13 protein-coding genes and 2 riboswitches are annotated in these 13,095 nt (G+C 72.9%); of the genes, 8 read left to right on the forward strand and 5 right to left on the reverse strand.

The features are described from left to right. Positions 1-5 precede the first annotated feature (5 nt). Positions 6-1,034, reverse strand: coding sequence for a ribonucleotide-diphosphate reductase subunit beta (locus tag CLT75_RS04335; RefSeq protein WP_135239584.1), 1,029 nt, complete (start codon positions 1,032-1,034; stop codon positions 6-8). Then, the gene (locus CLT75_RS04340) at positions 1,025-3,421 is read right to left on the reverse strand and encodes a ribonucleoside-diphosphate reductase subunit alpha (RefSeq protein WP_135239585.1); all 2,397 of its coding nucleotides are present in this window, start codon (positions 3,419-3,421) and stop codon (positions 1,025-1,027) included. Before CLT75_RS04340 ends, CLT75_RS04335 begins: the two co-directional genes overlap by 10 nt. Before the next feature lie 116 nt (positions 3,422-3,537). After that, positions 3,538-3,752: riboswitch (cobalamin riboswitch) on the reverse strand. A gap of 120 nt (positions 3,753-3,872) precedes the next feature. Here CLT75_RS04340 and CLT75_RS04345 point away from each other — a divergent pair. Continuing rightward, positions 3,873-4,685, forward strand: coding sequence for a PrsW family glutamic-type intramembrane protease (locus CLT75_RS04345; RefSeq protein WP_135239586.1), 813 nt, complete (start codon positions 3,873-3,875; stop codon positions 4,683-4,685). A 109-nt stretch (positions 4,686-4,794) separates the two neighbouring features. On the opposite strand, the gene CLT75_RS04350 is transcribed toward CLT75_RS04345, so the two are convergent. The 3 genes from CLT75_RS04350 to CLT75_RS04360 form a co-directional block, all read right to left on the reverse strand. Then, positions 4,795-5,421 (reverse strand): LysE family translocator, encoded by a 627-nt coding sequence (locus tag CLT75_RS04350; protein ID WP_135239587.1) that lies wholly within the window; start codon positions 5,419-5,421, stop codon positions 4,795-4,797. A gap of 3 nt (positions 5,422-5,424) precedes the next feature. Continuing rightward, complete coding sequence (locus CLT75_RS04355; protein WP_030268885.1) at positions 5,425-5,937, reverse strand: acyl-CoA thioesterase; 513 nt, start codon at positions 5,935-5,937, stop codon at positions 5,425-5,427. A 131-nt stretch (positions 5,938-6,068) separates the two neighbouring features. Continuing rightward, positions 6,069-6,276, reverse strand: a riboswitch (cobalamin riboswitch). 44 nt (positions 6,277-6,320) lie between these two features. After that, positions 6,321-7,034 carry a Clp protease N-terminal domain-containing protein gene (locus CLT75_RS04360; protein ID WP_135239588.1) on the reverse strand — a complete coding sequence of 238 codons (714 nt, stop codon included), beginning with the start codon at positions 7,032-7,034 and terminating at the stop codon, positions 6,321-6,323. Positions 7,035-7,256: 222 nt separating this feature from the next. Between CLT75_RS04360 and CLT75_RS04365 the strand changes: the two genes are divergently transcribed. The 7 genes from CLT75_RS04365 to CLT75_RS04395 are packed head-to-tail and all read left to right on the forward strand — an operon-like array spanning position 7,257 to position 13,091. Further along, on the forward strand, positions 7,257-7,976 hold the full coding sequence (locus tag CLT75_RS04365) for a class II aldolase/adducin family protein (RefSeq protein WP_135239589.1): 720 nt from the start codon (positions 7,257-7,259) through the stop codon (positions 7,974-7,976). Next, positions 7,973-8,947, forward strand: a complete 975-nt coding sequence (locus CLT75_RS04370) for an ABC transporter substrate-binding protein (protein WP_135239590.1) — start codon at positions 7,973-7,975, stop codon at positions 8,945-8,947. The genes CLT75_RS04365 and CLT75_RS04370 overlap by 4 nt, the downstream gene beginning before the upstream one ends. Continuing rightward, positions 8,944-9,705: an ABC transporter permease subunit gene (locus CLT75_RS04375; protein WP_135239591.1), complete on the forward strand. Its 762-nt coding sequence runs from the start codon at positions 8,944-8,946 to the stop codon at positions 9,703-9,705. The genes CLT75_RS04370 and CLT75_RS04375 overlap by 4 nt, the downstream gene beginning before the upstream one ends. After that, a complete protein-coding gene (locus CLT75_RS04380) occupies positions 9,702-10,466 on the forward strand; it encodes an ABC transporter permease subunit (RefSeq protein WP_135239592.1) in 765 nt (254 codons plus the stop codon). Before CLT75_RS04375 ends, CLT75_RS04380 begins: the two co-directional genes overlap by 4 nt. Then, positions 10,463-11,248, forward strand: a complete 786-nt coding sequence (locus CLT75_RS04385) for an ABC transporter ATP-binding protein (RefSeq protein ID WP_135239593.1) — start codon at positions 10,463-10,465, stop codon at positions 11,246-11,248. The genes CLT75_RS04380 and CLT75_RS04385 overlap by 4 nt, the downstream gene beginning before the upstream one ends. Continuing rightward, positions 11,245-12,162, forward strand: a complete 918-nt coding sequence (locus CLT75_RS04390) for an MBL fold metallo-hydrolase (RefSeq protein WP_135239594.1) — start codon at positions 11,245-11,247, stop codon at positions 12,160-12,162. The genes CLT75_RS04385 and CLT75_RS04390 overlap by 4 nt, the downstream gene beginning before the upstream one ends. Continuing rightward, positions 12,162-13,091: an amidohydrolase family protein gene (locus CLT75_RS04395; protein ID WP_135239595.1), complete on the forward strand. Its 930-nt coding sequence runs from the start codon at positions 12,162-12,164 to the stop codon at positions 13,089-13,091. The genes CLT75_RS04390 and CLT75_RS04395 overlap by 1 nt, the downstream gene beginning before the upstream one ends. The last annotated feature ends 4 nt before the right edge of the window (positions 13,092-13,095 follow it).

Below are 13,095 nucleotides of genomic sequence, written 5' to 3' on the forward strand. Positions count from 1 at the left end.
GGCGGTCAGAAGTCGTCGTCGAAGGTGACCGAGCCGGTCACCCCGACCTGGTACGCCGACACCCGGCGTTCGAAGAAGTTGGACAGCTCCTGCACGTCCTGCAACTCCATGAACGCGAACGGGTTGCCGCTGCCGTACATCGGGGCGATGCCGAGCACGGCGAGGCGCCGGTCGGCCACGTGCTGGAGGTACTCGCGCATGTCGGCCAGGGACATGCCGGGCACGCCCTGCCCGAGCAGGTCCTCGGCGAAGCTCACCTCGCACTCCACCGCCTCGGCCAGCATCTCCCGGACCTGCCGCTCCATCTCGGCGTCGAACAGGTCCGGCTCCTCGGCGCGTACGGTCTCCACCACGTCGAAGGCGAACGCCATGTGCATCGACTCGTCCCGGAACACCCAGTTGGTGCCGGAGGCCAGCCCGTTGAGCAGGCCCCGGGAGCGCAGGAAGTAGACGTAGGCGAACGCGCCGTAGAAGAACAGGCCCTCGATGCACGCGGCGAAGCAGATCAGGTTGAGCAGGAACGCCCGCCGGTCCGCGCGGGTCCGCAGCTCGCGCAGCTCGAAGACGGAGTCGATCCACCGGAAGCAGAACTCGGCCTTGCGGGCGATCGACGGGATGTTCTCCACCGCGTCGAACGCGGCGAACCGTTCCTTCTCGTCCGGCACGTACGTGTCCAGCAGGTTCAGGTAGAACTGGACGTGCACCGCCTCCTCGAACAGCTGCCGGGACAGGTAGAGCCGCCCCTCGGGCGAGTTGACGTGCTGGTAGAGGTTGAGCACCAGGTTGTTGGCGACGATGGTGTCGCCGGTGGCGAAGAACGCCACCAGCCGCGACACCAGGTGCCGTTCGGCCGGGGACAGCTTCGCCAGGTCGGCGAGGTCCGAGTGCAGGTCCACCTCCTCGACCGTCCAGGTGTTCTTGATCGCGTCCTTGAACCGGTCGAAGAAGCGCGGGTAGCGCATCGGCCGCAGGGTCAGGTCCATGCCGGGGTCGAGCAGCATGTGCCGGGTCGGTGCGGTGGTGGTCACTGGCATGCCTCGCAGCTCTCGGGGTTCTCCAGGGAACAGGCCAGCGCCTCGTCGTCGCTCACGGCGGAGACCACGCCGGAGACCGGGGCGAGCACCGGGGCGACGGTGGCCTGCTGGATGCGGGTGGCGGGACGGGAACGCAGGTAGTACGTGGTCTTCAGCCCGGCCTTCCAGGCGTACAGGTACATCGAGGACAACTTGCCGATGGTCGGCGCGCTCAGGAACAGGTTCAGCGACTGGGACTGGTCGACGAACGGCGCCCGCGCGGCGGCCAGGTCGATCAGCGCCCGCTGCGGCAGCTCCCAGGCGGTGCGGAACAGCTCGCGCACCGGCGCGGGCAGCTCGGCGATGTCCTGCACCGAGCCCTCGGCCCGCTTGATCCGGTCGCGGACCTGCGGCGTCCACAGCCCGCGCGCCTTCAGCTCCCGCACCAGGTACGTGTTGACCTGGAGGAACTCCCCGGACATGGTCTCGCGCTTGAACAGGTTGGACACCTGCGGCTCCACACACTCGTAGCAGCCGGCGATGGAGGCGATGGTGGCGGTCGGCGCGATCGCCACCAGCAGCGAGTTGCGCAGCCCGTGGGCGGCGATCCGCTCGCGCAGCGCCGCCCACCGTCCGGCCTGCGCCGGCTCCGCGCCCCACAGGTCCGGGTGCAGGTCACCCTTCGCGGCCCGGGTCTGCGGGTACGCCGGATGCGGGCCGAACCGCTCGGCCAGCCCGGCGGAGGTCTCCAGCGCGGTCAGCAGGATCTCCTCCTGCACGCGGGTGGACAGCTCCCGGGCCTGCGCCGAGTCGAACGGCAGGCGCAGCGTGAAGAACGCGTCCTGCAACCCCATCAGCCCGAGCCCGACCGGCCGCCAGCGCGGGTTCGACGCCGCCGCCTGCTCGGCCGGGTAGTAGTTGATGTCGATCACCCGGTCGAGGAACACCACGGCGGTGCGGACCGTGGCGCGCAGCCGCTCCCAGTCCACCCCGTCGGCGGTGACGTGGGCGCCGAGGTTCACCGAGCCGAGGTTGCACACCGCCGTCTCGGCGTCGTCGTTGACCTCCAGGATCTCGGTGCACAGGTTGGACAGGTGGATCACGTTGCCCGGTTCACCGGTCTGGTTGGACAGGCGGTTCGCGGCGTCCTTGAACGTCATCCAGCCGTTGCCGGTCTGCGCGAGCGTGCGCATCATCCGCCCGTACAGGTCCCGGGCCTTCACCGTGCGCACCGCGTTCTTCTCCGCCGCCCGGTACGCGGCGTCGAACGCCTCGCCGTACAGGTCGGGCAGCTCCGGGGCGTCCGACGGGTCGACGAGCGACCACTCGCCGTCGGCCTCGACCCGGCGCATGAACTCGTCCGGGATCCAGTTGGCCAGGTTGAGGTTGTGCGTACGCCGCGACTCCTCACCGGTGTTGTCCCGCAGCTCCAGGAACTCCTCCACGTCCGGGTGCCACGGCTCCAGGTAGACGCAGGCCGCGCCCTTGCGCCGGCCGCCCTGGTTGACCGCGGCCACCCCGGCGTCGAGTGTCTTGAGGAACGGCACGATGCCGTTGGACCGGCCGTTCGTGCCCCGGATCAGCGCGCCCCGGCCGCGCACCCGCGACCAGGAGATGCCAATGCCGCCGGAGAACTTCGACAGCTTCGCCACCTGGTGGTACCGCTCGTAGATCGAGTCCAGCTCGTCGCGCGGCGAGTCGACCAGGAAGCACGACGACATCTGGGTGTGCCGGGTGCCGGAGTTGAACAGCGTGGGGGAGCTGGGCAGGTAGGCCAGACTGGACATCAGCCGGTAGAAGCCGACTGCCTCGCCGGGGGTGCGGGACAGCCCGCAGGCCACCCGCAGCAGCCAGTACTGCGGCGTCTCCACCACCAGCCGCGTCTGCGGGTGCCGCAGCAGGTAACGGTCGGCCACCGTGCGCAGTCCGAAGTACTCGAACCGGAGGTCGCCGTCCGGGTCCACGGCGTCGTCGAGCTTGCGGGCGTGCCGGGCCACGAACGCGGCCGTCTCGTCGCCGATCAGGCCCAGCCCGTGCGCGTACGCGATCGACTGGCTGAAGCTCGCCACGCCCTGGCCGCGGACCTCCTTGTCCACGTACGCGGCGAGCAGCCGCGCCGCCAGCTTCGAGTACTGCGGCTCCTCGCCGATCAGCTCCGCCGCGGTCTGGATCGACAACCGGTCCAGCTCGGCGGTGGTCGCCCCGTCGTAGAGCCCGCTGATCGTCTTGGTGGCCACCCGCAGCGGGTCCACCTCGTCCAGGTCGGCGACCCAGCGCTCGACCGCCCGGACGATCTTCCCGACGTCCACCGGCTCGGTGTCGCCGTCCCGCTTGCGTACCCGCATCGCCGGCCGGCGGGCCTCGGACCCGCCGGTGGCGGACGGGGGACTCTCCTGCACGACAGTCATGACCTCTCCTCGCTGTCACCGTCTGGAGACGGCGGGAGACGCCAACGGGCGCGGCACGCGGCCGGCCCGGCTGCTGGCGTCGGTCGTCCCGCGCGACCTCCGGCCGCCGTACGCGGAGGCGTACGGCGCGCTGGCAGGTCTTCGGACTCGCGGGCCCGACCGGGGTCGCCGGTCGCCTACCGGCCGTCGCTTCCCAGGCCGGTGGCCCAGTGCTGTTGACGGCTGTCGTTCCCACTCACCGCTGCGGGGCAGTCCCGGATTCCCACCGGGTTCCCTCTTGCCTCGGCCCCGCCCCGGAGGGTTCGGCCGAACCAGCTGCGGCACCACCATATATGGCGGTGAGGGCTTCCGTGCAACACCAGATGTCGTGTCGGCGTGTCGGAATGATCTCACCGTCCACAGTGCCTACCCCCGATTCCGGCGCGACCCGGCGGGCGCGATACTCGGCGGTATGGGGAATACCGGACGCCGCTGGGCGTGGGTGGCGGTCCTGCTCGTCGGCGTCGGGCTTCACCTGCTGGTGCTGGAGACACTCGCCGGCACCGGGACCGTCACGTTCGTCCCGGCGCTGATCGTGCTCGGCGCGTGCGTCGCGCCCGCCACGTTCCTGGCCTTCGCCCAGGGCCGGCCGGCCCGCCGCCCGGTCCCCGGCTCCGTCGTCGGCGTCGCCGCGCTCCTCGGCGGCGTGGTCGGCGTGGTCGCCGCCGGCTGGCTGGAGTACGGCACGCTGCACCGCCTCGGCGTCCTGCCGATGGCGCTCGTCGGCCTGGCCGAGGAGACCGCCAAGCTGATCGTGCCGGCCGGCATCCTGCTGCTGTGGCGGCGGCATCCGTCCCCGGCGCAGGGTCTGGTGATCGGCGTGGCCTCCGGCGCCGGGTTCGCCGCGCTGGAGACCATGGGCTACGCGTTCGCCGCGTTCGTCGGGTCGGAGGGCAACCTCGGCGCGGTCGAGCGGACGCTGCTGGTACGCGGTCTCACCGCGCCCGCCGCGCACCTGGCCTGGACCGGGCTGACCGCCGCCGCGCTGTTCACGTTCGCCGCCGCGCCCGGCGGCCGGAAACTGGCGGCGTTCCTGCTCACCTTCGCCGCCGCCGTCACGCTGCATACCTGCTGGGACACGTTCGGCACCCAGCCCGCGTACGTGTTCATCGGCGCCGTGTCGCTGGGCTGGGTGCTGCTGCGCCTGCACCTGGACCGCGAGCGGCCGCCCGCGTCCGGGACGCCGGCGGAGCCGCCGCTGGAGACGGCGGAGCGCGCCCGCTGAGCCCGCCCGCCTGCCCACGTGACGCCCCCACTCCGGGACACGGCGTCATGATCATCGCCAGTTCGCCGCCGACGCCCGCACCGCGCTCCGCCACTCGCCCCGGTGCGTCTCAGCCGGCGGCCAGCCGGACGCCGAGCGCGACGAAGGCGACAGCGCAGAGCCGGTCGACGCGCCGCGACCAGCGGCTGTCGGCCCACCGCCCGGCGAACCGTCCGGCGCCCACGCCGAGCGCCAGGTCCACGGCGAGCTGCACCGCGACGAACAGCGCCCCGAGCAGCACCAGCTGCGCCGCCACCGGGCCCGCGTCGGGCCTGACGAACTGCGGCAGGAACGCCACGCTGAACAGGATCATCTTCGGGTTGAGCAGATTCGTCAGCAGCCCGCGCCGGAACGCCCGCACGGCGCACCCGCCGTCCGGCCGGTCCGCGGGTGCGCCGGGCCGGCCCGTGCCGCGCAGCGCCCGCAGGCCCAGCACGATCAGGTACGCCGCACCGGCCCACCGGATCGCGGTGAACAGCACCGGCGACGCGGCGATCAGCGTGGCGAGCCCGGCCACCACGGCGGCGACGTGCACCGCCTCCCCGGCGGCGACCCCGAGTGCGGCCACCGCGCCCGCCCGCGCGCCGTACCGGGTGGCGTTGGCGAGCACGAACATCATGTCCGGCCCCGGGGTGAGCATGAGCACCACGATCGCGGCCAGGTAACCGGCGAGCGTGGCCGCCGACAGTCCGAGCACCGCTCAGCCCTCCCCGGCGCCGTCGAGCAGCGCCCGGCGCAGCGCCAGCCGGTGCTCGCGCCGGATCTGCGCCTCCCGGTAGCGCCGCCGGTCGCCGTCGGTCTCGGCGTGCAGCGGCGGCACCGGCCGGGGCTGGCCGTCGTCGTCCACCGCCACCATCACCAGGTGCGCGGTCGCCACGTCCACCGGCGGCACGGCGCGGTCCCACCGGTCCGCGCTGACCTTCACCGCCACCTCCATCGAGCTGCGGCCGGCCCAGGTGATCCGGGCGTCCACGTGGACCACGTCCCCGACGCGTACCGCGCGCAGGAACGCGGTCTCGTCGATGGCGGCGGTGACGGCCGGGCCGTCGGAGTGGCGGGCGGCGACCACACCGGCGACCGAGTCGATCAGGTTGAGGATGCGCCCGCCGTGGACCGTGCCCATCAGGTTGGTGTGGTGCTGGTCCATGATCTGCGACAGGGTCAGGTGCGAGGCCGACGGTGGTCGGCCGGTGAGCGTGATGGTGTCGGGCACTGTGCGGTTCCGTCCTCGCAGAAGCGGACCGCCGACCGGCCGGGGTGTGCACGTCGAGGACACGCCGACGGCCCTGCGTACGACGTGTCACCCGCCCGACCCACCCGCGAGGTCGACGGCGGCGCGCACCGGTGGTACGCGCGACGCGGGCAGGTCTTCGGACTCGCGGGCATGACACGAGGTCGCCTACCGGCCGTCGCTTCCCAGGCCGGTGGCCCAGTGCTGTTGACGGCTGTCGTTCCCACTCACCGCTGCGGGGCAGTCCCGGACTTCCACCGGGTTCCCTCTTACGACACCCGGCCGTCGCCGACCGGGTGAACCAGCGCTTCCCGCAGCGTAACCCAGCCCCGGCGCGCTCCCGGAGCCACCCGGCCGGGCTCTCGTCAACCTTCCGTCGCGTCGAGCTGCTTCTGAAGCCGGTCGAGCCGATCGAGGACGTCGTGCATCATCACGCGCAGGACCGTCGTGTCGGCGTCGCGCTCGGGCAGCATCCGGCCGAACGCGACGCCGTGGTAGAGCGCGGACAGCACGGCGGGGGTGACCACGGCGGTCACGCCCGTACGCCGCAACACGTCGCCCGCGTCGCCGTCGTCGCGCAGCAGTCCCAGCAGCAGGTGGCTGCCGGTGGTGACGGCCGAGCCGTGAGCGGTGGCCTGGCCGGCGGCGGCCGTCAGCACCGCCCGGGTGGCGGGCGACGCGGCCGGCTCGGTGGGCGTCGCCGACGTGGTGGGGGAGTCACCCAGGGCGGCCCGGATGGTGGCGGCGGGGAATCCGAGCAGCTCGACGGTGTTGAGCACCAGGCTCTCGCCCTCGTCGAGGAAGGCCCGCAGCAGCTGCGCCGGCTCCACAGTGACCGCGCCGGAGGCGGACGCGAGGGCGTACGCCTGGCGCAGGATCGCCGCGACGTGGTGGTTGGCCGGCGGGGTGAGGGTGAGCCCGGCGGGCAGCGACCGGGTGGCGGGGGTCTCGTGGGCCGCGCCCGCGGCGCCGTCCAGGGCCTGGGTCAGTGCGGTCTGGCAGATCCGGGAGACCGGTAGCCGGGCCTCGCGGACGCGGTCGGCGAGGGCGTCGGGCAGATAAACGTTGACCTTGGGCACCTGACCGATCCTGTCACGTGACCATCGAGCAGGTCAGCCCTTGATCGCCTACATTTCCTAGGGTTATAGTAGGGTTATGCCCGCGCCGCTGACCACCCGACGAGCCCTCGACCAGGGCCGTACGTCCAGCGCGCTCTGTTGCCGCTGAGCCCCACCGGCTCACTCCGCACACCTTGCATCGTCGTGCCCCGGGCACGACCGACCCCCTTGAGGCCGCACGCCATGACTCAGCACGACCCTGTCCGGAAAGCCCGCGCCGGCCTGACCGCCGGCATCAACAAGATCTTCGCCGCCTCGGCCATGTCGGCCAGCGGCCACGGCAACATCAGCGTCCGGATCCCCGGCCACGACGACCGCCTGCTCGTCAACGCCGGCGAGTTGCTCCGCCCGTGGCCCGCCGACGACCTGCGGGTCGCGGCGCCCGCGCTGCGCACCGTCAACGACGACGTCGTCGTGGTCGGCCTCGACGGCACGGTCCACGAGGGAACACCGAGCCCGTCGGTGGCGGCGATCCTGAAGATGCACATCGGCGTCTACCAGGCCCGGCCGGACGTCAACGCCGTCATCCACACCCATTCGCCGTACGCCACCAGCTACGCGCTCGCCTCGACGCCGCTGCCGGCCCGGTACGAGGCACTGCTGGTGCACGGCCAGCCGGTCGACATCCCCGTCGCGCCGTGGGCGCCCCGCGGCACCGAGGAGGCGGTGCGGGCGATCGCCGAGACGTTCGCGGCGCACCCCCGCACCTACGCGATCCTGCTCGGCAACCACGGCCTGCTCGTCGCCGGCGACTCCGCCGCGCACGCCGCGAGCCTCGTCGTGGCGATCGAGGAGGCGGCCGTCTCCAGCATCGGCGCCGCGCCGCTCGGCGGCCCGGTGCCGTTCCCCGACCACGTACACGACCTCGACCTGCGCCTGCGCTTTGAGGAGCCAACAGCATGACCACCCGTAGCCGCCGGATCGCCGGCGCCCTCGCCGCCGTCCTGCTCACCACATCACTCGCCGCCTGCGGCGGGGACGACAAGCCCGCCGCGGCGAACGCCGACGGCCTCACCACCGTCCGGCTCGCCTCGTCGCCGCTGGGCCACCTCGCGCCCATCTACCTGGCCCAGGAGCGGGGCATCTTCGCCAAGCACGGCCTCAAGGTCGAGGTCGACACCGAGACCTCCGACCTGACCTCCGTGCCGGCCGTGCTGGCCGGCAAGGTCGACTTCGCCACCGGCGACCTCACCACGCTTATCGTCGCCCGGTCGAAGGGCCTGGACGTCAAGGCCGTCGTGCCGGCCTCCGCCTCCACCGGCAAGGAGGGCGCAGACTACGGCGCCCTGGTGGTCAAGGGCGACTCCGGCATCACCAGCGCCAAGCAGCTCGAAGGCAAGACGATCTCGGTCAACATCCTCACCAACATCGCCGCGGCGGCGGCCCGTGAGGCGGTCCGTGCCGACGGCGGCGACCCGACGAAGGTCAAGCTCGTCGAGATCCCGTTCCCGCAGGCGCCCGCCGCGGTCAGCACGGGCCGGGTGGACGGCGCCTGGGTGGTCGAGCCGTTCCTGTCGGCAGCCAAGGCGCAGGGCGCGGTGCCGGTCGGGTGGGGTTTCACCGACCTCGCGCCCGACCTCACGGTCTCCGCCTGGTACGCGGCCGGCTCCTACACCTCGAAGAACGCGAAGACCGTCACGGCCTTCCGGGACGCGGTGCGGGAGGCCTACGCGTACGCCCGCGACCACGAGGACGAGGTGCGCGCGAAGATCCCCATGTTCACCGAGATCAAGCCGGAGGTGGCCGCGAAGATCACCCTGACCGGCCTGCGTGACGAGGTCAGCCGGCAGGCCGCCGAGAAGCTCGCCGGCTACGCCCAGCGCGACGGGCTCATCACCAGCACACCCGACCTCGACGAGCTGATCCTCAAGTGAGAAGGGGGTGGCTCGGCGCCGTGGGCCTGGCGGGCGCGGCCACGGCGTACGAGATCCTCGCCCGCCTGTTCCTCGACCCGGCGCACGTGCCGCCGCTGAGCGCCGTGGTGCCCGAGGCGCTGCGGCTGCTCACCGACGAGCGGTTCTGGACGGCGACCGCCCGTACGCTGTCCGCGGTGGCCGTCGGCCTGGTCATCGCGGTGGTCGCCGGCATCCTGGCCGGGTTCGCGCTCGGCTCGGTGCCCCAGGTGCGCCGGGCCACCTCCTCCACTCTCGACTTCCTGCGGCCGGTCCCGTCGACCGTGCTGATCCCGGTGCTGGTGCTCGTGCTCGACGTCCGGCAGATCACCGTGCTGCTCGTCGCCGTCTCGTGCTTCTGGATCGTCGTGTTCCAGGTGCTCTACGGCCTGCGCGACGTGGACCGGGTGGCGGTCGACACCGCCCGCGCCTTCCGGCTCGGCCGGCTGGCCCGGATCGTGCACGTCACCTGGCCGACGGTGCTGCCGTACCTGGGCACGGCGCTGCGCCTGAACGTCTCGGTCGCCCTGGCCCTGGCGCTGACCGGCGGGCTGGTGATGGGCGCCGCCGGGCTCGGCGAGATGATCTGGAGCAGCCAGGAGTCCGGCGAGTCCACCGGCATGTACGCGCTGGTGCTGCTCACCGGCGGCATCGGGATCGGCCTCGACCAGCTCGCCCGGCTCGCCGAGCGGCGGCTGCTGCACTGGCACGTGGCGACCCGCCGGGAGGCCGTCGCATGAGGGCGCTCGGATACGTGCTCGGCCTGCCCGCGGTGCTCGTGGCCGCCTGGTGGGTGGCCAGCGACGGCAGCACGAACGTGTTCCTGCCGCCGCTGCGCACGATCGCCGAGGCCTTCCGGGACGTGTGGTTCTCCGACACGTTCGTCACCCACGTGGTGCCCAGCCTGTGGCGCCTCGCCGCGGGCTACGCGATCGCGCTCGCCGCCGGCGTCGTCTTCGGTTTCGTGATCGGGCGGTGGGCGGCGCCCCGCGCGCTGACCGGCCCGCTGCTGGCGTACTTCCGGGTGCTGCCCGCACCGGTGCTGATCCCGGTGCTGCTGGTGGCGGTCGGCATCGGCGACGCCACCAAGCTGATCGTCATCGCGGCCGGCGCGGTCTGGCCGATCCTGCTCAACACCGCCGACGGCGTCCGCGCCGCCGACGAGGTCGGGCTGGAGACCGCCGCCGCGTACCGGCTGCCGCGCCGCACCCGGCACCTGCTGGTGCTGCGCGGCGCGAGCCCGCAGGTCTTCGCCGGCGCCCGTCAGGCCCTCGGCCTGTCGATCATCCTCATGGTGGTCAGCGAGATGCTGATGAGCACCGACGGGCTCGGCTTCACGGTGGTGCAGTTCCAGCGCAGCTTCGCCATCCCGCAGATGTGGAGCGGGGTGCTGCTGATCGGCCTGCTCGGTTTCGCGCTCGCCAAACTCTTCGAACTGGTCGAACGGCACGCCCTGCGCTGGCATCGCGGCCACACCGGACAACTCACGGAGCGACCATGACCTCCCTGCTCGAGATCGCCGGGGTCGGCAAGACCTACCGGGCCCGGGAGCGCACCGTCGACGTGCTGACCGCGATCGACCTGACCGTGTCCGAGGGCGAGTTCGTCGCGCTCGTCGGCCCGTCCGGCTGCGGCAAGACCACCCTGCTCAAGATCGTCGCCGGGCTGCTGCCGGCCACCACGGGCCAGGTCCGGTTCGCCGGCCGACCGGTCACCGAACCGCCGCCCGGCCTCGGCGTCGTCTTCCAGGAGTACGGCCGCAGCCTGTACGCCTGGAAGACGGTCCGGCAGAACGTCGAACTGCCGCTGCGTCACCTGGACCTGAGCCGGGCGCGGCGGCGGGAACTCGTCGCCGACGCCCTCGACGCGGTCGGCCTCGGCGCGGCCGGCGACGCGTACCCCTGGCAGCTCTCCGGCGGCATGCAGCAGCGCGTCGCCATCGCCCGCGCGGTCGCCTACCGGCCCCGGCTGCTGCTGATGGACGAGCCGTTCTCGGCCGTCGACGCGCAGACCCGGGCCGACCTGGAGGACCTGGTCGCCGCGCTGTGGAAGCGATACGGCATGACCATCGTCTTTGTCACCCACGACATCGACGAGGCGGTCTACCTCAGTCAGCGGGTCGTGGTGCTCGGCACCGGCGTCTCCGGCGTCCAGGCCGACATCCCGGTCGACCTGCCCGCCGACCGCGAGCAGATCGGCACCCGTTCCTCCGCCCCCTTCGGCGAACTGCGCACCCGAGTGTGGACGCAGGTCCGCCGTACCCCCGAGAGCGAGATGGCATGAGCAACGCCCGATGGACCGACACCGGCGGCGGCGAGGGCCCGCTGTGGTCCTTCCGAGTCGGTGAGGTCGAGGTCTTCCCGATCCGCGAGGTCGACTACTTCGTGGACCCGGCAGAGTTCTTCCCGCAGCTGGAGACCGAGTCGTGGACCGACGGCGCGTTCTACACGCGTGAGCCGTTCACCCACGACGGCCGGATCCTGCTCAACCAGGAGGCCCACCTGCTGCGTACGCCGGACCGGCTGATCCTGGTCGACGCGGGCGGCGGCAACGGCAAACCGCGCAACGGCGGCGTCTTCGACCGGGCGGACCGGCCGTTCCTCGAACAGTTCGCCCGCGCCGGGGTGTCGCTCGGCGACATCGACACCGTCGTCTTCACCCACCTGCACGTCGACCACGTCGGGTTCGCCACCAGCGCGGACGGCCGCGGTGGCTGGGAGCCGACCTTCCCGAACGCCCGGTACCTGGTGGTACGCGAGGAGTTCGACTGGTGGACCGGCCCGGAGGGCGCGCGGGCCATGCGGCGCACCGGGGACTACATCGCCGACAGCATCCTGCCGCTGCGCGACGCCGGGGTGCTCGACCTGATCGAGGCCGACCACGTGCTGTCCCCGCAGGTGCACCTGGTGCCCGCGTTCGGCCACACGCCCGGGAACGTCTACCTGGTCGTCGAGTCGGCGGGCGAGCGGGCGCTGTTCGCCGGCGACATGCTGCACCACGGCGTCCAACTGGAGCGGCCCGAGTGGAGCATCAGGTACTGCGTGGTGCCCGGTGACTCCGCCGACCAGCGACGCCGCCTGCTCGAACGGGCCGCCGACTCGGGCGACCTGCTCGTGCCCGCGCACTTCCCGTTCCCCGCCGCCGGACACGTGCACCGGGCGGAGCGCGGCTTCACCTACACGTTCCTCGACGTCTGATGTTCCTCGCCGACTTCCACACCCACCACGCCTGTCCGGACTATCCCGCGGTGCTGCCGCACAACGCCACCGGTGTGCTCGCCGCGCGCTGGGCGCGGACCGCCCGGCGGGTCGCCGACCTTGACGACCTGCTCGCCGAGTCCGGCCGGTACGGGGTCGACCTGCGCGTGCTCAGCGCACCACCGGCGATGGTCACCCCGCACGGCGAGCGGACCCGGCCCGACGACCAGCGACGGCTCAACGACCACCTGGCGGAGGTGGTCGCCGGACACCCCGGCCGCCTCGCCGGGCTCGCCACGATCGACGCCTTCGGCGGCGACCGGGCCGCCGACGAGGTGGTCCGGGCCGTCCGCGACCTGGGACTGCCGGGCGTCGTCGTGGACTGCGCCGCCGCGGACGGGCGGCTGCTCGGTGACCCGGCCGCCCGCCCCACGCTCGCCACCGCCGCCGCGCTGGGCGTGCCGGTCTTCGCGCATCCGATCAGCCGGTCCACCCTGACCGACGAGTTCGCCGGCCTGGGCCGGCTCGGCACGTCGCTGGCCCGGGGCACGATGAACGCCGCCGCGCTGCTGTCGCTGCTCACCGGCGGAGTCCTGGCCACGCTGCCCGGCCTGCACGTGGTCTTCCCGATGCTCGGGGTGGCCGGCCTGGCGCTGGCCGCCGCCACCGACGAGGGCGCACTGCTCAGCGCGCCCGGCCGCCACGCCCACGTGTACGCCGACACGATGGGCTTCGCCCCGTCGGCGATCCGCTTCGCCACCGACCTGCTCGGCGCCGACCACGTGGTGGTGGGCGGCGACTGGCCGATCGCGGAGCGGTTCACCACTCGCGAGCGGGTCGAGGCGGCGTTGCGCGACGCGGGCCTGACCCCTGACGCCGGCGCCCTGGTCGCCGGCGGCAACACGCTGCGGCTGCTGGGCCGTGGTTGAGGCG

It is taken from the genome of Micromonospora sp. CNZ285 (genome assembly GCF_004637285.1).

Excerpts from the sequence above, each read along its gene's own strand:
- CLT75_RS04340 (WP_135239585.1), bottom strand. The coding sequence starts at position 3,421 with ATGACTGTCGTGCAGGAGAGTCCCCCGTCCGCCACCGGCGGGTCCGAG.
- CLT75_RS04395 (WP_135239595.1), top strand. The coding sequence starts at position 12,162 with ATGTTCCTCGCCGACTTCCACACCCACCACGCCTGTCCGGACTATCCC.
- CLT75_RS04335 (WP_135239584.1), bottom strand. The coding sequence starts at position 1,034 with ATGCCAGTGACCACCACCGCACCGACCCGGCACATGCTGCTCGACCCC.
- CLT75_RS04385 (WP_135239593.1), top strand. The coding sequence starts at position 10,463 with ATGACCTCCCTGCTCGAGATCGCCGGGGTCGGCAAGACCTACCGGGCC.
- CLT75_RS04380 (WP_135239592.1), top strand. The coding sequence starts at position 9,702 with ATGAGGGCGCTCGGATACGTGCTCGGCCTGCCCGCGGTGCTCGTGGCC.
- CLT75_RS04390 (WP_135239594.1), top strand. The coding sequence starts at position 11,245 with ATGAGCAACGCCCGATGGACCGACACCGGCGGCGGCGAGGGCCCGCTG.
- CLT75_RS04370 (WP_135239590.1), top strand. The coding sequence starts at position 7,973 with ATGACCACCCGTAGCCGCCGGATCGCCGGCGCCCTCGCCGCCGTCCTG.
- CLT75_RS04365 (WP_135239589.1), top strand. The coding sequence starts at position 7,257 with ATGACTCAGCACGACCCTGTCCGGAAAGCCCGCGCCGGCCTGACCGCC.
- CLT75_RS04345 (WP_135239586.1), top strand. The coding sequence starts at position 3,873 with ATGGGGAATACCGGACGCCGCTGGGCGTGGGTGGCGGTCCTGCTCGTC.